Source organism: Haloactinopolyspora sp. (genome assembly GCF_027324685.1).
Lineage (GTDB): Bacteria > Actinomycetota > Actinomycetes > Jiangellales > Jiangellaceae > Haloactinopolyspora.
In genome coordinates, this window is the sequence record NZ_DAHVSH010000134.1 from 1 (window position 1) to 17974 (window position 17974).

The following is a 17974-nucleotide window of genomic DNA, read 5'->3' on the forward strand; positions in this document are numbered from 1 at the left end:
CAGCGGCCGGCGTGCCGGTGGTCGTGCACTGCTGCGCTCGCACCGTGCCGGTGCTCCTGCTGCAGCAGGCCGGAGCCGTCGCCGTCGCCGTCGACGTTGCTCAGCTGGACGACGCGGTGCTCGGTGAGCTGGCCCACGCCGTGGACACGGGGCTGGCGTTGTGGCCGGGCGTGGTCCCGTCGCTTCGGCCGACGACGGCACCGTCGGACCGGGAACTGGCTCAACGGGTCGTGGGCCTGTGGCGCCGCCTGGACCAGGACCCGGCGGGGATGCTGGACCGCACGGTGGTGACGCCGTCGTGCGGCCTGGGCGGGGCGGATCCGCAATGGGCGCGGCAGGCCTACGAGCTGGCCCGGTCGACCGGGCGTGCGGTGACCGACATGGTCACCGCCTGAGCTGCGCCTGGACTATCGCGCAACTAGTTCCGATCTTCGATTATTCAGAGCCTGGGTTCTCAGCGGCAGGCTGTCCGCATGATCGACAATCGGAGTCACGGACAACCCGAGGCGAACGCCGCGACCAAGCCCGATGGAGGCGTCCGGCTCAGATCCACGAGCATCATCATGATGCTCGGCGCGCTCGTCGCCGTCGGTCCGCTCACCATCGACATGTATCTGCCGGCCCTACCGGCGATCGTCGGCGATCTCGACACCACCGAACCTCTTGTGCAGCTCACCCTGACCGGTACCTTGCTCGGCCTGGGACTCGGCCAGCTGTTCGTCGGTCCGGTGTCCGACTCCGCGGGTCGGCGACGGCCGTTGCTGGCCGGGCTCGCCTTGCACGTCGTGGCTTCGCTGTTGGCCGCTGTGGCGTGGGACATCTCGGTCCTGGGCGGGTTGCGGGTACTCCAGGGCCTGGGGGCGGCGGCGGCCACCGTCGTCGCGGTGGCCGTCGTGCGTGACCTGTTCGAGGGGCGTGCTGCCGCCACGGCGATCTCTCGGCTCATGCTCGTCATGGGCGCTGCGCCGATCCTGGCACCCATCCTGGGCAGTGCGGTGCTGCTCGCTGGTTCGTGGCGGTGGGTGTTCGGTGCACTGGCCGTGCTCGGCATCGCCTTGATGGTCGGCGCGGCCGCGGCGCTGCCGGAGACGCATCCGCCGCAGCGGCGGCCGCCGGCCGGACTGGCCCAGGTGTGGCACGGCTACCAGTCGATTCTCCGAGACGGCCAGTTCGTCCTGTTGGCGCTGGCCGGCGGGTTGACCTTCGGGGCGATGTTCTCCTACGTGGCCGGGAGCAGCTTCGTGCTGCAACAGCAATTCGGCCTCGACGAGCAGCAGTTCGGCCTGCTTTTCGGCGTCTCGGCGGTCGCGATGATCGGCGGAGCGCAACTCAACCCGTTGCTGCTTCGCCGGTTCAGCCCGCCGGTAGTGGCGCGTGTAGCGTCAGCCTGGACCGCGGCCACGGGGCTCGTGCTGGCCACGCTGCAGGTGGCCGAAATCGGCAGCCTGCTCGGCTTCGTCGTCCCGGTGCTGGGCATGCTCGCCGCAGGAGCGGTCGTCGTCCCGAACACCGAGGCGCTCGCGCTGTCGAGGCACGGTGACAATGCCGGCACCGCCGCAGCGGTCATCGGTGCGATCCGGTTCAGTTTCGGAGCATTGGTGGCCGTAGTTGTCGGCGCCCTGGGCAACGACGGTCTCGCGACGGCGACGGCCATGACGGGCTCCGCCGTGGCCGGTGGGATCGCTCTGGCCTTGTTCGTCGGCCGGGAGCAGGCGTCGCCGAGGGACATCGTCGGAGGCAGGCAGTAACGTCTGTGTTTGTGACGACCGAGCCTGCTGACCTGCCAGCCGACATCAACGACGTCCCGTCCGACGTCCGCGAGCGCCACGCTGCCCTGGCTCAGGAGATCGAGGAGCACCGGCAGCGGTATTACTTCGCCACGCCGACCATCAGCGATGCCGAGTTCGACGAGCTGATGCATCAGCTCGAGGCCATCGAGGCCGAATACACCTCGTTGCGAACGCCCGATTCGCCCACGCAGAAGGTCGGTGCTCCGGTCACCGAGGCCGGCGGGGGCGAGGCGTCGTGGCCGCCGGTCGAGCACCTCGAACGCCTGCTCAGCCTCGACAACGCGTTCAATCACGACGATCTCACCGAGTGGGCGCGCCGGGTCGAACGCGAGGTCGGCACCGGTGCGCGGTACTTGTGCGAGACCAAGGTCGACGGCCTCGCGGTCGACATCGTCTACCGGGACGGACGGCTGGCCTCGCTGGCCACGCGCGGCGACGGCCGCGTCGGCGAGGACATCACCTACAACGCCCAGTTCGTCGATGCCATCCCGGACGAGTTGACCGGCAGCGACGAGTACCCCGTCCCCGGCGTGGTCGAAGTCCGGGGCGAGGCGGTGTTCCCCAGGTCCGAGTTCGAGGCGATCAATGCCGAGCGCGCCGAACTCGGTCTGCCGCTGTTCGCGAACGCGCGCAACTCCGGCGCCGGAGTCCTGCGCCAGCGAATGGACCGTCGGCGCGAGAAGCTCGACGCCGCGCGCGCTCGCGCCGAGGCAGCCGGCAACACCGGACGGTCGCAGACTGCTTACGAGCGGGTCCTGGAGGAGTACGAACGGGCCCGGCGCAATCTCGGGCGGCTCACGCTGGTCTGCCATGGCCTCGGCCGTCGCGACGGCTTCGAGGTGCGCTACCAGTCCGAGGCCTACGAGGCGTTGCGCGTGTGGGGGCTCCCGGTCAGCGACCGCGTGCGGGTGGTGCCCGACCTCGAGGCCGTGCGCGAGTACATCGAGTACTACCGCGAGCACCGCCACGATCTGGAGTTCGAGATCGACGGCGTCGTCGTCAAGGTCGACCAGGTCGATCTGCAGCGCCAGCTCGGCTCCACGTCGCGAGCTCCGCGGTGGGCCATCGCCTACAAGTACCCGCCCGAAGAGGTCACCACGAAGCTCATCGACATTCGCGTCAACGTCGGGCGTACCGGACGGGTCACGCCGTACGGCGTCATGGAACCGGTCAAGGTCGCCGGGTCCACGGTGGAGAACGCGACGTTGCACAACGCCTCGGAGGTCAAGCGCAAGGGCGTCCTCATCGGCGACACCGTGGTCTTGCGCAAGGCCGGCGACGTCATCCCCGAGATTCTCGGCCCGGTGCTCGAGAAGCGTGACGGCACCGAGCGGGAGTTCGTGATGCCCACCGAATGCCCCGCCTGCGGCACGACGCTGGCGCCGTCGAAAGAAGGCGACGTCGACATCCGTTGCCCCAATGCGCGATCGTGCCCGGCGCAACTGCGCGAGCGGCTGTTCTACCTGGCCAGCCGTAGCGGTTTCGACATCGAGGCGATGGGTTGGGAGGCCGGCGGCGCGCTGATCGAGGCCGGTGTGATCACCGACGAGGGCGACCTGTTCTCGCTCGACGAAGCCGATCTGCTGCGGGTTCCGCTGTTCGCCACCACCAAGGGTGAGCTGACCGCCAACGGCCGACGATTGCTCGACAACCTCCGCAAGGCCAAGGAACAGCCGCTGTGGCGAGTGCTGGTCTCGCTGTCCATCCGCCATGTCGGCCCCACCGCCGCTCGCGCGCTGGCCAACGCGTTCGGCTCCATGGACGCGATCATCGAGGCCGGCGAGGACGAGCTCGCCGCCGTCGACGGCGTGGGCCCGACCATCGCGTCCTCGGTGAAGGAATGGTTCGCCGTCGACTGGCACCGCGAGGTGGTGCGAAAGTGGCGCGAGGCCGGTGTGCGCATGGCCGACGAGGTGGACCACTCCGTACCGCGCACGCTCGAGGGGGTCACCGTCGTCGTGACCGGATCACTCGAACAGTTCTCCCGCGACGACGCGAAGGAGGCCATCCTGGCGCGCGGCGGTAAGGCGTCAGGATCGGTATCAAAGAAGACGTCGTTCGTCGTGGCGGGCGAGAACGCCGGGTCCAAGTACGACAAGGCGCTGCAGCTCGGAGTGCCCGTGCTCGACGAAGCCGGCTTCCGGGTACTACTCGAGTCCGGTCCCGAGGCCGCCGCCGAGCACGCCGAGCAACAGGCAGGCCAGACGTGAGTGTCGCCGCAGGTGAGGCCGAGACGTTGGAGCAGGAGGCCGAGGCGCTGTTGCAGCGCCTCGTCGGCGACCCCGGCGCACGGTTTCGGGATGGTCAGTGGGAGTCCGTCCGCGACCTCGTCGAGCATCGCCGCCGTGTTCTCGTGGTGCAGCGGACGGGGTGGGGCAAGTCCGCGGTGTACTTCGTGGCCACCGCATTGCTACGGCGCCGGGGAGCCGGCCCGACGGTCATCGTCTCGCCGCTGTTGGCGCTGATGCGCGACCAGGTGGCCGCCGCCGAGCGAGCCGGCGTCCGCGCGGTCACGATCAACTCCGCCAACGCCGAAGAGTGGGGCGAGATCTCCGCGGCGCTGGCCGAGGACGCCGTCGATGTTCTGCTCGTGAGTCCGGAGCGGCTGAACAATCCGCGATTCCGTGACGAGCAGCTGCCCGCGCTCGCCGCCGGCGCCGGCCTGATCGTCGTCGACGAAGCGCATTGCGTCTCCGACTGGGGGCACGACTTCCGGCCCGACTATCGCCGCATCCGCGACCTGCTCGACACGCTGCCGTCCGAGACGCCGGTCCTCGCCACCACGGCGACGGCCAACGGGCGGGTCGTGGCCGACGTCGTCGAGCAGCTCGGTAGCGGCGGTGTCGAGGTCACCACGGTGCGCGGCTCGCTCGCGCGGAGCAGCCTGCGCCTGGGCGTACTCGCTCTGGACTCCGCCGAGCACCGGTTGGCCTGGCTCTCTGCGCACCTCGGCGACCTGCCCGGCAGCGGCATCATCTACACCCTGACGGTCTCGGCCGCTGAAGACACCGCGGCGCTGCTGCGCGAAGCCGGATACCCGGTACGCGCCTATACCGGGCGCACCGACCCGGCCGAGCGGGTGGAGGCTGAGCGAGCGCTGCTGGCCAACGAGGTCAAGGCGTTGGTGGCGACCAGCGCCCTCGGTATGGGCTTCGACAAACCCGACCTCGGCTTCGTCGTCCATCTCGGTGCGCCGTCGTCGCCAGTGGCGTACTACCAGCAGGTCGGGCGGGCCGGCCGGGCCACCGAGCGCGCCGACGTGCTGCTGCTTCCCGCCGCTGAAGACGCCGACATCTGGCAGTACTTCGCCACGGTGTCCATGCCGCGTGAAGACCAGGCGCGCGCGGTGCTGTCCACCCTGGCCGATGCGGGGGCGGCGATGTCCACGGCGGCCATCGAGGCACACGTCGACATCCGCCGGACCCGGTTGGAGCTGCTGCTCAAAGTGCTCGACGTCGACGGCGCGGTCCGGCGGGTGCGCGGTGGCTGGGAGACCACCGGCCGGCCGTGGTACTACGACGCACAGCGCTACGAACGGGTGGCGCAGGCGCGTGCGGCCGAGGCGCGCTCGATGCTGGCGTATCAACGCGGCGAGCAGTGCCGCATGTCTTTCCTGCAGAACGCGCTCGACGACCCGAGCGCCGTGGCGTGCGGCCGCTGCGACGTGTGCGTGGGGCCCTGGTACGCCGACGACGTTCCCGAGCAGGCGCGTACGGCTGCCCGAGTCACGTTGGGGCGCGCCGGAGTGCTCCTCGAGCCACGTGCGCAATGGCCGTCGGGCATGGCGCGGCTCGGGGTCGACGTTCGCGGCAAGATCAGCGCAGACGAGCGAGTCGAACCGGGCCGTGTCGTCGCCCGGCTCACCGACCTGGGGTGGGGTCAGCGGCTGCGCGCGTTGCTGGCGGCCGACGACGCCCCCGCACCGGAAGCCGTGCTGGCGGCCTGCGTCGACGTACTGCGCGAATGGGACTGGGACCGTCGACCGCAAGCCGTGGTCACTGTCCCGTCGCGGCGGCACGGCCAGCTGATCGACTCCGTCGGTCGGCACCTGGCTTCGGTGGGCCGGCTGGCCGATCTCGGCAGCCTGGACGTGGTCGGCGCTGGGCCGGGCGAGGGCGAGCCCGGCGGCAACAGCGCCTTCCGGTTGGCCGCGGTATGGAACGCCTGGCGAGCCGGCCCCCAGTTGGGCGGTGCGCTTGCTGAACTGGGCCCGGAACCGGTTGTCCTGCTGATCGACGACCTCGTCGACTCCCGCTGGACGATCACCGTCGCGGGCCGCGAATTACGCCGTGCCGGTGCCGGCCAGGTCCTGCCGTTCGCTTTGGCCGCCGCTGGATGACGTCCCACCGCGCCTGATGATCTGGGCGAGCGCGACCAAATGCACCAGGCGCGCGAACTCCGAGTCGAGGATGCGTGGTCCGCCATTACGGCCGAACACGACCACCTGGCCGGTGTCGGCCACCGGAGCGCCCACCGCCACGACGTCGCGCCACGATTCCGGCGCCCACGCTTCGTCACCGTCGATGCGGCGCGGCTCGGTCATCGGCAGCCACGGCACGTCGAAACCCTCGGCCTCCGGAGCGCCCCCGCTGCCTTGTTCGACCCGAATGGTCGAGCCGTCGGCGGCAAGCAGCAGCGCCCAGCCGGAGCGGAAGATACCGGGCAGCAGACGCACCAGCACGTTCATCGCGTGGCGCGGATCCTCGGTCATCTCATCCACGGCCTCGAGGTCACGGTGCAGGCTCGCGCCCTGGTGGTACTGGCCGACGAACTCCACGTCCACGCCCTCGATCGAGCGGCAGGCCGTGACCAGCGTGTCGGGAAACCGGCCAGCCGGCAGGTCCACCAGAAAATCATCGACCACCGTCGCATCGTTGCGACGCTCGACGACATCGATACCGACGATGTCTCCGCCCGCCGCGCCTACGGCCGAGGCCACTGCGCCGAGTACGCCGGGTCGGTCTGGGGCGATCACTCGCAACAGATATGCCACGCGCCCAAGAGTGTCACAACCAGAGGCCGCGGCGCCGCTAATGTTCGGACTGCAACCACGCCAAGACCGCCAGCACGCGCCGATGGTCGTCGTCGGACGGCGCGAGGTCGAGCTTGGTGAGGATGGACGAGATGTGCTTCTCCACCGCCCCCAGCGAGACCACCAGGATCCGGGCGATGGCGACGTTCGTCCGGCCTTCGGCCATCAGGGCCAGCACGTCGCGTTCGCGTGCGGTCAACGTCTCGAGCGGGTCCTTGCGTCGCCGGGCGAACAACTGCGCGACGACTTCCGGATCGAGCACCGTGCCGCCCGAAGCCACCCGCTCCAGCGCGTCGGACAGGTCGGCCAGCGCCGACACCCGGTCCTTCAGCAGATAGCCGACGCCGCCTTCGCCACTGGCCAGCAGATCACCGGCGTAGGACTCCTCGACGTACTGCGAGAGCACCAGCACGCCGGTACCGGGGACCTGGCTGCGGGCGGCCAGCGCGGCGCGTAGCCCTTCGTCGGTGAACGACGGCGGCATCCGCACGTCCACCACGGCGACGTCGGGGCGATGCTCGACCACCGACGACACGAGGGCATCGCCGTCGCCCACGGCGTCCACGACCTCCGCTCCGGCCTCGTCGAGCAATCGCACGAGCCCTTCACGCAGCAGCATGGAATCTTCAGCCAGTACGACGCGCACCCGCTCATCCTGCCAGGTCCCTGCGTCGGTCAGACGGAGGGTGGCAGCGGGAGCTCGGCGTCGATCGTCGTGCCGTGCCCTGGCGGGCTGCTGACGTCGAGCCGCCCGTCGACGCCGGTGAGGCGGTCGCTCAGCCCGGCCAGGCCGTGACCCTTACCGGGGTGGGCGCCGCCGCGGCCGTCGTCGATGACCTGGACATGGAGGCGGTCGGCGACCTTGGCGACGGAGACCGTGCACTGGTGTGCGCCGCTGTGCTTGGCGGCGTTGGTGAGCGCTTCGGCGACGACGAAATAGGCGGCGTTCTCCACCGAGGGCGACAGGCGCTCGTCGTCGGTCAGCTCGATGTCGAGCGTGGTCGGAATCGGGCAGCGAGCCGCCGCAGCGGCGAGCGCCGCGGGCAGTCCGCGATCGTTGAGGATCGGCGGGGCGATACCGCGCGACAGCGCTCGCAGTTCGGCGAGTGCCTCCTTCGTCTGGAGCACGGCACCCTCGAGGAGAGGCAGTGCCGTCGCCGGATCCTCGTCGATCCGACGCTGGGCGGATTCGAGGTCCATCGTGAGGCGCACGAGCCGCTGTTGGGGTCCGTCGTGGATGTCGCGCTCCACTCGGCGTAGCGTGTCCGCCTCGGCCTGCACCGCCGACTCGCGGCTGCGGCTCAGCGCCTCGGTACGTGCCCGGAGCGCGGCGCTCTCGTTCGTCAACAGCAGCCAGGCGATGGACGACTCCACTGCCGCGAGGCCGCGCACCGTGATGGCCAGCACCCATGGCAGCCCCTGCAGGCCGCTGCGGCCGGTGATCGCCCACGCCAGCAGCACCAGCGGCGCGAGTGCCAGGGAGAGCGCGGTCCACGCGATCGTGAGCGTCCAGGTGAGCAGCCGGAGCGGGAGGATCAGCAGGCAGTAGCCCCAGTCCCGCCAACTCTGCGGGTCGCGCAGGTAGTCGAGCAGGCGGGCCAGTCCGGTCCGTTCCGGCGGCAGGTAGTAGACCGGCCCGACCGCCCGGCCCTCCATCCAGCCCACACGGGCGCGTTCGAACTGCGCGAGGCGCCGGGCGCCGGCCAAGGTGGCCACCATGATCGCCAAGCCGACGAAGGCCAGCACGAACAGGCCCACCCCCAGCACGAAGCCGACGAGCATGGAGACGAACGACACGATGGCGATGGGTAACCCCGGCAACAGGTAGCCAAGGTCGAGGACGAGTTGGCGCCAGCTGACCTCGGGGCCGTCGCGCTCAGTCGTGTTCATCGAATCAGTGTCTCGTAGCGCGGGCCGACGGGAGCGGGAGTTGGGCGTCGACGACCGTCCCTGCGCCTGGTGGGCTGGTGATCTCGAGGTTTCCGTCGACGCCGGCGAGGCGGTCGGTGAGTCCCGTGAGGCCGTGACCTTTCCCGGGGTGGGCGCCGCCGCGGCCGTTGTCGGTGATGGTGACGTGCACGGTGTGGTCGGCGCGGTCGACGGTCACGGTGCAGTGGGTGGCACCGGAGTGTTTGGCGGCGTTGGTGAGCGCTTCGGTGACGACGTAGTAGGCGGCGTTTTCGATGGACGTGGGGAGTCGTTCGCCGGTGTCGAGGTTGGTGTCGACGGTGGTGGGAATGGGGGAGCGTGCGGCGGCGGCCGCGAGCGCCGCGGGTAGGCCGCGGTCGGCGAGGATGGGTGGGGCGATGCCGCGGGACACGGCGCGTAGTTCGGCGAGAGCTTCCTTGGTCTGGGTGACGGCGCCTTCGACGAGGGGGAGCGCGGTGGTGGGGTCGTCGTGGAAGCGGCGTTGGGCGGATTCGAGGTCCATGGTGAGGCGGACGAGGCGTTGTTGGGGGCCGTCGTGGATGTCGCGTTCGACCCGGCGCAGCGTCTCCACCTCGGCCTGGACGACCGCGCTGCGGCTACGGTCGAGATGATCGGCGCGGGCCCGCAGCTCGGCGTTCTCGTTCGTCAGCAACCCCCACACCAGCGACGACTCGGCCAGCGCCAGCGCCCGCAGCACATAGGGCAAGGTCAACAGGAACACCAGGCCGATGGCCGTGTTCAGTGCGATGTCCGGCAGCCGGCCGTCGAAGCCGAGCAGCCAGGCCAGTCCGCCACCGTCGTCGTCGCGCGGCAGCGCCCACTCGTAGAGCACGTACGTCGGTCCCGCGAGTGCTCCCACCAGCCATGTGATGGTCAGTGACCAGGTGACCGTGCGGACCGGCAGGATGATGATGCAGTACAAGAACTCTCGCCAGGCCATCGGGTCGGCGATGATGCTGAACAGCCGGCCCAGGCCCGAACCGCGGACCGGGCGGCGCACGACCGGTTCCACGACACGGCCCTCCATGGCCGACACCCGCGCTCGATCGGCTGTGGCGAACCCGCGCGCCGTGCCGAGTGTGGCCACCCATACGACCAGGCCGACGAAGGCGAGGACGAACAGGCCCAAGCCGAGGAAGAAGCCGGTCACCGTGATGACGAAGGCGGGGATGCCGATCACGAGTCCGGGCAACAGGTAACCGACGTCGCGGCCTGCCTGATGCCAGCTCGCGCGTGGCCGGGACGTCACTAGGCTGTTCATGCCTTCAGCCTCCCGTGTTCTTCGAGCGCGACCGAGCCGGGCACCTGGTGAATCCGCAGTAGGGCTGTCCCCACCACGACGGCGAGTGAGCCGGCCAGCGGCGCGCCGAGCTGTAGTGTCTGCCCGTCGAGCGGCCCGAAGCCCGTGAGCGTCAGCGTCAAGAGCCCGAGGCCGACGAGAGTCGACGCGGCGACCACGCGGCCGGGGCGTGCGTGCGCCGTCGGCGACGGTGAACGCTCGTACCTGCCGAACACCTGCGTGAGTACGGCGAGCACGGCGAACAGGCTCAGCAGCCACCACCCCATCTGCTCGCGCCACGGTTCACTGAACGGCGCGGGCGTGTCGATGCCGAGGCCGATGACGGCGACACCGGCGACGGCGACCAGCGCCGGGGTGTGCCACACGTAGATCGTCATGAGCCGTCGTGAGAGCACAGTCACCGCGTGCGCCACCGGGGCCGAGCTCGCCCACCTCTCGATCCCGCGCCGCAGGGCAAGTGCCAGACCCAGTTGCCCGACGGCGACGGCGAGCAACACCGCGGTCGGCGGGTTCATGTTCGACATCGGCGCACCCGGCATCCCGATCATGCTGGCCGGGTAGGGGCCGAATGCCACCATGAGCGCCGCGACGCCGTAGCCGGCCGCTGCGGTCAGCCAGGCCGTTCGGCCGCGCAGGCGATCCAGCCCACCGGAGGCGTACATGATGCCCGCCTGATAGATCGCCGCCCACACGAACACCACGTTCACGTAGCCCAGCACGTCAGCCGACGTGCCGCCCGCGCCGCCTGCCACGGTGAAGCGAACGACGTCGACGGCCACGGCGCCCGCGGCCAGGATCACCATCTCCGCACCGCGCCATCGGTCGTGTGCCCGCAATGCCGGCGCCGTCAACGCGGTGACCAGGACATACGCGGCGAGGAACCACAGCAGTTGTCCCGCGACGTGCGCGCCTGCGGCCACTGGTTGAACCGGCACACCCAGCCACGTCAGCAGGTGCGGAAGCGGCAGCCAGACCGCCGCCAGCGGAAGCACGGGAAGGCTCAGCCGCCGGACGCGATCGGCGAGCCAGGCCGACGATGTCGCTGGACCCTGACCGAGCCGAACGTATCGGCGGCGCAGGCTCATCGCCGCTGCGGCGCCGCCGGCGAAGAACACCAGCGGCATCACCTGGCTGATCCACGTGATGGCCCAGGCGCCGTCCGTGGTCAACGCGTTTCCGGCGGACAGTCGGCCGTTGTCGTAGGACAACACCGGCATCAGCCAATGTTGAGCGACGACCGCCACGATGGCGGCGACGCGCAAGACGTCGATGAACTGGTCCCGGTAGCGCCCGGTCGACGCCGTCGCCGGCGAGGTTCGCCCAGGCGTGGCGGCTGCTGGCGCGGCGGAAGGTGTTGTGGCGATGGACATGTTCTGATCTTGTTCGCCGCGCGGGGCGTGCACATCGGTGCGAGCCGGTGTCTTGGTGGTGTGGCCAGCATCGTGATCTGGGTGGGGACCGCCCTACCCCTGACGTAGGATCGCGGAGTCACATCGGTACGTCCGGGGCGGGGTTGGCCAACGCCGTCGCCGGGTTGCTCTCGACGATGGAGGAGTACCACCAGCGATGCCCTCGATCAGCCGCGAGGAGGTCGCGCATCTGGCGCGGCTGGCTCGCATGGACCTCGCACCCGACGAGCTCGACCATCTCGCCGGCCAGCTCGACCAGATACTCGGAGCGGTCACGCAGGTCGCCGAGGTCGCTGCCGACGACATTCCGCCGACGTCGCACCCGCTGCCGGTGACGAACGTCTTCCGCGAGGACCAGCCCCGGCCGAGCCTGACACCGCAAGAAGCCCTCGCCGGCGCTCCTGCGGCTGAAGCCGGCAAGTTCCGCGTGCCGCGAATCCTGGGGGAGGAACAGTGAGCGAGGGCGGCCTCATCCGTCGCAGCGCGGCCGAGCTGGCCGCGTCCATCGCCTCCGGTGAGCTCAGCGCCGTCGAGGTCACCCAAGCCCATCTCGACCGCATCGCCGAGGTCGACGGCGAGCCGGAATCCGGCGTGCACGCATTCCTGCACGTCGATGCCGAGGGAGCACTCGCCGCTGCCGCCGAGGTCGACGCGAAGCGTTCGGCCGGTGCGCAACTCGGGCCACTGGCCGGCGTGCCGCTGGCGCTCAAAGACGTCATCACCACGTCGGACATGCCCACCACGGCCGGGTCGAAGATCCTCGAAAACTGGCAGCCCCCGTACGACGCCACCATCACCAAGCGGCTTCGTGATGCCGGCATCGTCGTGCTGGGCAAGACCAACATGGACGAGTTCGCGATGGGCTCGTCCACGGAGAACTCCGCGTTCGGGCCGACTCGCAACCCGTGGGATCTCAGCCGGATCCCGGGCGGTTCCGGCGGCGGGTCGTCAGCGGCGCTGGCCGCTTACGAGGCGCCGCTGGCCATCGGCACCGACACTGGTGGATCCATCCGGCAACCCGCCGCGGTCACCGGCACCGTCGGCGTCAAGCCCACCTACGGCGGCGTCAGCCGGTACGGCATCATCGCCTGCGCCTCCAGCCTCGACCAGGCCGGCCCGTGCGCCCGGACGGTGCTCGACGCCGCCCTGCTGCACAGCGTCATCGCCGGACACGACCCGCTCGACTCCACCAGCATCGACCAACCCGTGCCCGACGTTGTCGGCGCGGCTCGGCGCGGGGCGGACGGCGACCTGAGCGGACTGCGCGTCGGCGTCGTCAAGGAGCTCGGCGGCGAGGGATACCAGGCCGGAGTCGAGGCGCGGTTCAACGACGCCGTGGCCCAACTGTCCAAGATGGGCGCCGAGGTCGTCGAAGTGTCGTGCCCGCACTTCAGCTACGGGCTGGCCGCGTACTATTTGATTCTGCCCAGCGAGGTGTCGTCCAACCTGGCCCGCTTCGATGCGATGCGCTTCGGGCTGCGCGTCGGCGACGACGGCACCCACAGCGCCGAAGAGGTCATGAACCTCACCCGGGGAACCGGATTCGGCGCTGAGGCCAAGCGCCGCATCATGCTCGGCACCTACGCGCTGTCATCTGGTTACTACGACGCCTACTACGGGCAGGCGCAAAAAGTCCGCACCCTCATCGCTCGCGACTTCGAAGCCGCGTTCTCACAGGTCGACGTCCTGGTGTCGCCCACCACGCCGACCACGGCCTTCCCGATCGGTGAGAAGGTCGACGATCCACTGGCGATGTACAAGAACGACCTGTGCACCATCCCGAGCAACCTGGCCGGAAACGCCTCGGCGTCGTTCCCGTGCGGATTGGCCGACGAAGACGGCTTGCCGGTCGGATTGCACGTCATGGCACCGGTGCTGGCCGACGACCGGCTGTACCGTGTCGGGGCGGCCATCGAGCAGGCCTTTGCCGGTGCCTGGGGCGGCACCCTGCTCAACCAGGCGCCCGAGCTCACGCCCACCGCCACCCGTGCGAAGGTGATCTCATGAACGTCAAGTACCTGGTCAAGTTCGCGAGCTCGGCGTTCGGCGCGGTTTCGGCCGTGCGGGCGCTCACCAAGGCGCGGCACGACGGCGATCGTCTGCGCATGGCCGACGCCGTCATCAGCGCGGCGTCTGCGGCCATCGCCGTAGCCATCGTCGTGCGCGACATGCGCGACGAGAAGAACGACGCGAACCGTCTGGTCGACCTCGAGGAGAACGAGTGAGCGCGACTGGCATTGCCGGGCCGGCCACATTCCCTACCTTTGACGACGCCGTCGCCCGGTTCGACCCGGTCATGGGCATGGAGGTGCACGTCGAGCTCGGCACCGCCACGAAGATGTTCTGCGGGTGCTCCACGAGCTTCGGGGCCGATCCCAACTCGCAGGTGTGCCCGACGTGTCTCGGACTGCCGGGGTCGCTGCCGGTGGTCAACCGTAGGGCCGTCGAATCAGCCATTCGCATCGGCCTGGCGTTGAACTGCAGCATCGCCGAGTGGTGCCGCTTCGCGCGGAAGAACTACTTCTACCCCGACATGCCGAAGAACTTCCAGGTGTCGCAGTACGACGAGCCCATCGCATTCGACGGCTGGATGGACGTGTCGGTGGACGGCGACGACGGACCGTCCACGTACCGCATCGGCATCGAGCGTGCCCACATGGAAGAGGACACCGGCAAGTCCGAGCACGTGGGCGGGGCGACCGGGCGCATCCACGGGGCGAGCCACTCGCTGCTGGACTACAACCGTTCTGGCATCCCGCTCATCGAGATCGTCACCAAACCCATCGAGGTTCCGGGTTCGCTGGCCCCGGCCATCGCCCGCGCGTACGTCACCGAGCTGCGTGAACTGATCCGGGCGCTGGGTGTCTCCGAGGCGCGTATGGAACTCGGCCAGCTGCGGTGCGACGCGAACGTCTCCCTCCGCCCGGCCGGGACGACGACGTTCGGCACGCGAACCGAGACGAAGAACGTCAACTCGCTGCGTTCGGTCGAGCGCGCCGTCACCTACGAGATCCGCCGGCAGGCGGCGTTGCTCGACCAGGGTGCGCAGATCATCCAGGAAACGCGTCACTGGCACGAGGACACCGGCGAGACCACGGCCGGCCGGGTCAAGGAGGAGGCCGAAGACTACCGGTACTTCCCGGAGCCGGACCTTGTTCCGGTGGCGCCCTCGCGCGAGTGGGTCGAGCAGCTGCGGGCGACGTTGCCCGAGGCACCGGCCGCGCGGCGGGCCCGGCTGCAGGCGGCGTGGGGCTTCACCGATCTCGAGATGCGCGACGTGGTCAACGCCGGCGCGATGTCGTTGATCGAGGCGACGGTGGAAGCCGGCGCCGATCCGGCCGGGGCGAAAAAGTGGTGGCTGGGTGAGATCTCGCGCTCGGCCAACGAGCGCGGTGTCGCGATCGACGAGGCCGGTATCACCCCGGAGCAGGTGGCCCGCGTCGAAGAGCTGGTCCGCGCCGGCTCGCTGAACGACAAGCTGGCCCGCCAGGTGGTCGAAGGCGTCCTGGCCGGTGAGGGCGGGCCCGACGACGTGGTCGAGGCGCGCGGACTGGCTGTCGTCTCCGACGACTCCGCCTTGGGCGCTGCGGTCGACGACGCCATCGCGGCCATGCCGGACGTGGCAGAGAAGATCCGCGGCGGCAATCACGGTGCCGTTGGCGCGCTGATCGGCGCCGTCATGAAGGCGACCAAGGGCCAGGCGGATGCGAAGCGAGCCCGCGAGCTGATCATGGAGCGGCTCGGGAGCTGAGCGAGGTCTACGAAGAGTCTGAGCCTGACCGTCGTGGCGGACACTGCTCCCACGCCCCTCAGCGGGTGGACCGGGGACGTTCGTGACTGGTTCGCCGAAGTGCGAGTCGACGAGACGTTGGCGACGATGTCGCCGGAGGTCGTCTACGGCATCGGCCTGGCCGCCATCGCGGTGGCGCTGCACCCAGTGACCTGGCGGTTCATCGGTTACCCGGTGACCATCGTGCACGAGCTCGGGCACGTGGTGGCGGCGTTGACGGCCGGGTTCCGCCTTCGCGGCGTGACGGTGAACGGCGACATGTCCGGCGCGACGAACTTCTGGTCGCACAGCGCGCTGGGAACGTTGTGGACGATGTGGTGGGGCTACCCAACGCCGTCGCTGGTAGGGCTCGGGCTGATCTGGGCGGCGGCGAACGGGTGGGCGCGGCTGGCGCTGGTGGTCCTGGTGGCGTGCCTGGCCTTGGTGTTCCTGCTGTCGCGCAGCTGGCATACCGTGGCCGTCGTCGTGCTGACTGGCCTCGCATTCGGGCTGGTCGGATGGTACGGGTCGGCGTGGTTGTGCACGGTTGTCGTGTTCGCTTTCGCCTGGCTGCTCAACGTCGGGGGTGTGCGGGGACTGTGGGCCGTGGTCAAGGCGCACGGGACTCGGCGGGGGATCGAGTCGTCCGATGCCTACTTGATGAGCCGCCAGTCGGCGATTCCGGCGGGGGTGTGGTTGTTCACTTTCGCCGTCGCGATCGGCGCTTGCATGTGGCTCAGCTTGACGATGGTGCTCGACGCCGTGGCGTGAGGGGAAGCGCACGGAGCCGGGTGGCGTTGTTGTTGGTGTGGTGGATGCGACGGAGATGACCGAAGTTGACGTCGTCGTCATCGGCGCCGGTCAGGCGGGATTGTCGACGGCGTTTCATGTGCGCCGTCTCGGCTATGAGCCGGGCGTCGACTACGTCGTCCTGGATGCCGGCGATCGGCCTGGGGGCGCGTGGGCGTCGCGGCCACCGACGTTGACCATGGCGAAGGTGCACGGCGTGTTCGATCTGCCTGGATTCGAGCGCCCACACGCGCCGGACGACGACGATCGACCGGCGGCGGACGTGGTCGGTGCCTACTACGCCGAGTACGAGCGAAAGTTCGACCTTCCGGTCATCCGGCCGGTACGAGTGACGTCGGTGCGGCGCGGACCACGAGACCGGTTGATCGTCAGTGCTGGCGAGCGCGAGTGGGCGGCGCGGTCGGTGGTCAGCGCGACCGGTACGTGGACACGTCCGTATTGGCCGGCCTACCCCGGTGCCGCAGACTTCGCGGGGCGCCAGCTGCATTCGGCTCAGTACCGGGGTCCGGCTGAGTTCGCTGGTCAGCGAGTAGTCGTCGTCGGCGGCGGGAACTCCGCGGCGCACATCCTCTCTGAGATCGCCGACGTCGCTGCGAACACGACATGGGCGACGCGACGCCCGCCGCAGTTCCGTGAGGAAGAGTTCACACCGGACGTCGGACGGGCCGTCGTGGCCAAGGTCGATGAACGCGTGCGTGCCGGGCTGCCACCGGCCAGCGTGGTCAGCGTGACGGGGTTGGCTTACACCACGGTGGTCCGGGAGGCGTTGGCGAAGGGCGCGCTGGAACGGGTGCCGATGTTCTCGCGCATCGTCCCCGACGGCGTGGTGTGGGCCGACGGCTCGTTCAGTCCGGTCGACGTCATCGTGTGGGCGACCGGCTTCCGGGCGGCGCTCGGTCACCTGTCACCGTTGGGGATTCGTGAGCACGGCGGCGGGATCCGCATGGACGGCACCCGGGTGGTGGCCGAGCCACGACTGCAGTTGGTCGGCTACGGCCCGTCCGCGAGTACGGTCGGCGCCAACCGGGCCGGTCGGGCGGCCGCCACGCAGGTGCACCGCCTGTTGACGCAGCCTGAACTCGCCGCAGCATGAGCTGTTGCGTCGTGCTCGGTGCCATCAGATGCACGTCGAGTACGCGTTGACCCCCACGACCATCACGTCGGGTTCCTCGCCCGGGCCTGTGTGTACGTTCAACGTGAGCACGTAGTCGGGAAGCCGGAACTCCAGCACTTGGTAGAACGACGCATTCTCGAACGTCGTAGCCTCGATGGTCGCGCGGATGTCGAACGGCGCTGAGAAGAAGAAGAGCAGAAGGTTGTACAGGGCGTCGTGCATGACCTCGTTGTAGGTCTCGTCGGTCGTGGGAACGTCGAAATGGAAGATCCAGCGTGCCCGCGCGCTGTCGTCCGCGCAGCCGGCGGTGATCGGCCCCTCGCGCCACAGAATTCGTGAGACGCCGAGCTCGTCCTCGTAGGCGGTGAGTAACGGTTCGATTTTGGCGCCGACATCGTCCTGCCGTGCCTGCGCCATTTCGGCGATTTCGCTTTCCGACGGCCCGGCCAAGAGACGGGGGATGAGGACCGCGAACGTCGTGCACACAAGGACGAGGACGAACACCAGCGTGCGGCGTCGTGTTTTCAGCATCAGTTGTCATCCCTCGTTCGTCGTCGAGATGCCGGCCACAGCGCCGCTAGCGCTCTGAACACCGATGGACCAGGCTTCGTTGGCCTCATCAGCTGCGTCGTCGAGAACGTCGTTCTCGTTGACCCAGTCGTAGAACTCGCGCCGAAGTTCGCCGTCGGCAAGGATTTCGGCGATCGGCCGGAGCTTCGCGCCGTCGACGAGATTCTCCGGTGCAGTGCTCAGGGCATCGGCCCCGACACCATGGTCGAGCAGCCGTTCCACGAGGAAGAACCACAGGATCCGCTCTGCCT

General features: G+C 69.5%; 16 protein-coding genes and 1 pseudogene. 10 read left to right on the top strand and 7 right to left on the bottom strand.

Translation table 11 applies throughout. The features are described from left to right. From M6444_RS15035 to M6444_RS15050, 4 genes and pseudogenes are all read left to right on the top strand, one after another. Nucleotides 1-395 (top strand): annotated as a pseudogene (locus M6444_RS15035) (methionine synthase); the annotation flags it as partial. Nucleotides 396-473: 78 nt separating this feature from the next. After that, nucleotides 474-1748, top strand: a complete 1275-nt coding sequence (locus M6444_RS15040; protein WP_298328987.1) for a multidrug effflux MFS transporter — start codon at nucleotides 474-476, stop codon at nucleotides 1746-1748. A gap of 11 nt (nucleotides 1749-1759) precedes the next feature. Next, complete coding sequence (gene ligA, locus M6444_RS15045) at nucleotides 1760-4000, top strand: NAD-dependent DNA ligase LigA (protein ID WP_298328990.1); 2241 nt, start codon at nucleotides 1760-1762, stop codon at nucleotides 3998-4000. Beyond that, nucleotides 3997-6129 (top strand): RecQ family ATP-dependent DNA helicase, encoded by a 2133-nt coding sequence (locus M6444_RS15050; protein ID WP_298328992.1) that lies wholly within the window; start codon nucleotides 3997-3999, stop codon nucleotides 6127-6129. The genes ligA and M6444_RS15050 overlap by 4 nt, the downstream gene beginning before the upstream one ends. Here the strand turns inward: M6444_RS15050 and M6444_RS15055 are convergent. Genes M6444_RS15055 through M6444_RS15075 form a run of 5 tightly spaced genes read right to left on the bottom strand, consistent with a single transcriptional unit; the run spans nucleotide 6073 to nucleotide 11421 of the window. Next, on the bottom strand, nucleotides 6073-6783 hold the full coding sequence (locus M6444_RS15055; RefSeq protein WP_298328994.1) for an ACT domain-containing protein: 711 nt from the start codon (nucleotides 6781-6783) through the stop codon (nucleotides 6073-6075). The two genes, M6444_RS15050 and M6444_RS15055, sit on opposite strands and share 57 nt — an antisense overlap. A gap of 37 nt (nucleotides 6784-6820) precedes the next feature. Continuing rightward, nucleotides 6821-7468: a response regulator transcription factor gene (locus tag M6444_RS15060; RefSeq protein WP_298328996.1), complete on the bottom strand. Its 648-nt coding sequence runs from the start codon at nucleotides 7466-7468 to the stop codon at nucleotides 6821-6823. A gap of 29 nt (nucleotides 7469-7497) precedes the next feature. Then, the gene (locus tag M6444_RS15065; RefSeq protein WP_298328999.1) at nucleotides 7498-8712 is read right to left on the bottom strand and encodes a sensor histidine kinase; all 1215 of its coding nucleotides are present in this window, start codon (nucleotides 8710-8712) and stop codon (nucleotides 7498-7500) included. A 4-nt stretch (nucleotides 8713-8716) separates the two neighbouring features. Continuing rightward, complete coding sequence (locus M6444_RS15070) at nucleotides 8717-10012, bottom strand: sensor histidine kinase (protein WP_298329002.1); 1296 nt, start codon at nucleotides 10010-10012, stop codon at nucleotides 8717-8719. Continuing rightward, complete coding sequence (locus M6444_RS15075; protein ID WP_298329004.1) at nucleotides 10009-11421, bottom strand: acyltransferase family protein; 1413 nt, start codon at nucleotides 11419-11421, stop codon at nucleotides 10009-10011. The genes M6444_RS15070 and M6444_RS15075 overlap by 4 nt, the downstream gene beginning before the upstream one ends. Nucleotides 11422-11617: 196 nt before the next feature. On the opposite strand from M6444_RS15075, the gene gatC reads away from it, so the two are divergent. From gatC to M6444_RS15105, 6 genes are all read left to right on the top strand, one after another. Next, the gene (gene gatC, locus M6444_RS15080) at nucleotides 11618-11917 is read left to right on the top strand and encodes an Asp-tRNA(Asn)/Glu-tRNA(Gln) amidotransferase subunit GatC (RefSeq protein WP_298329009.1); all 300 of its coding nucleotides are present in this window, start codon (nucleotides 11618-11620) and stop codon (nucleotides 11915-11917) included. After that, nucleotides 11914-13467: an Asp-tRNA(Asn)/Glu-tRNA(Gln) amidotransferase subunit GatA gene (gene gatA / locus M6444_RS15085; RefSeq protein WP_298329012.1), complete on the top strand. Its 1554-nt coding sequence runs from the start codon at nucleotides 11914-11916 to the stop codon at nucleotides 13465-13467. The genes gatC and gatA overlap by 4 nt, the downstream gene beginning before the upstream one ends. Further along, entirely contained in the window at nucleotides 13464-13685 is a 222-nt protein-coding gene (locus tag M6444_RS15090) for a hypothetical protein (protein ID WP_298329014.1), read from the top strand. The genes gatA and M6444_RS15090 overlap by 4 nt, the downstream gene beginning before the upstream one ends. A 71-nt stretch (nucleotides 13686-13756) precedes the next feature. Continuing rightward, a complete protein-coding gene (gene gatB / locus M6444_RS15095) occupies nucleotides 13757-15211 on the top strand; it encodes an Asp-tRNA(Asn)/Glu-tRNA(Gln) amidotransferase subunit GatB (protein ID WP_363326389.1) in 1455 nt (484 codons plus the stop codon). A gap of 33 nt (nucleotides 15212-15244) precedes the next feature. Then, the gene (locus tag M6444_RS15100) at nucleotides 15245-16000 is read left to right on the top strand and encodes a M50 family metallopeptidase (protein WP_298329020.1); all 756 of its coding nucleotides are present in this window, start codon (nucleotides 15245-15247) and stop codon (nucleotides 15998-16000) included. A 55-nt stretch (nucleotides 16001-16055) separates the two neighbouring features. Further along, nucleotides 16056-17132: an NAD(P)-binding domain-containing protein gene (locus M6444_RS15105; RefSeq protein WP_298329023.1), complete on the top strand. Its 1077-nt coding sequence runs from the start codon at nucleotides 16056-16058 to the stop codon at nucleotides 17130-17132. Nucleotides 17133-17156: 24 nt separating this feature from the next. Here the strand turns inward: M6444_RS15105 and M6444_RS15110 are convergent, their stop codons facing one another. Both M6444_RS15110 and M6444_RS15115 read right to left on the bottom strand, forming a co-directional pair. After that, nucleotides 17157-17684, bottom strand: coding sequence for a hypothetical protein (locus tag M6444_RS15110; RefSeq protein ID WP_298329026.1), 528 nt, complete (start codon nucleotides 17682-17684; stop codon nucleotides 17157-17159). A 6-nt stretch (nucleotides 17685-17690) separates the two neighbouring features. Next, a partial coding sequence (locus tag M6444_RS15115) for a hypothetical protein (RefSeq protein ID WP_298329029.1) occupies nucleotides 17691-17974 on the bottom strand: 284 nt, incomplete at its 5' end.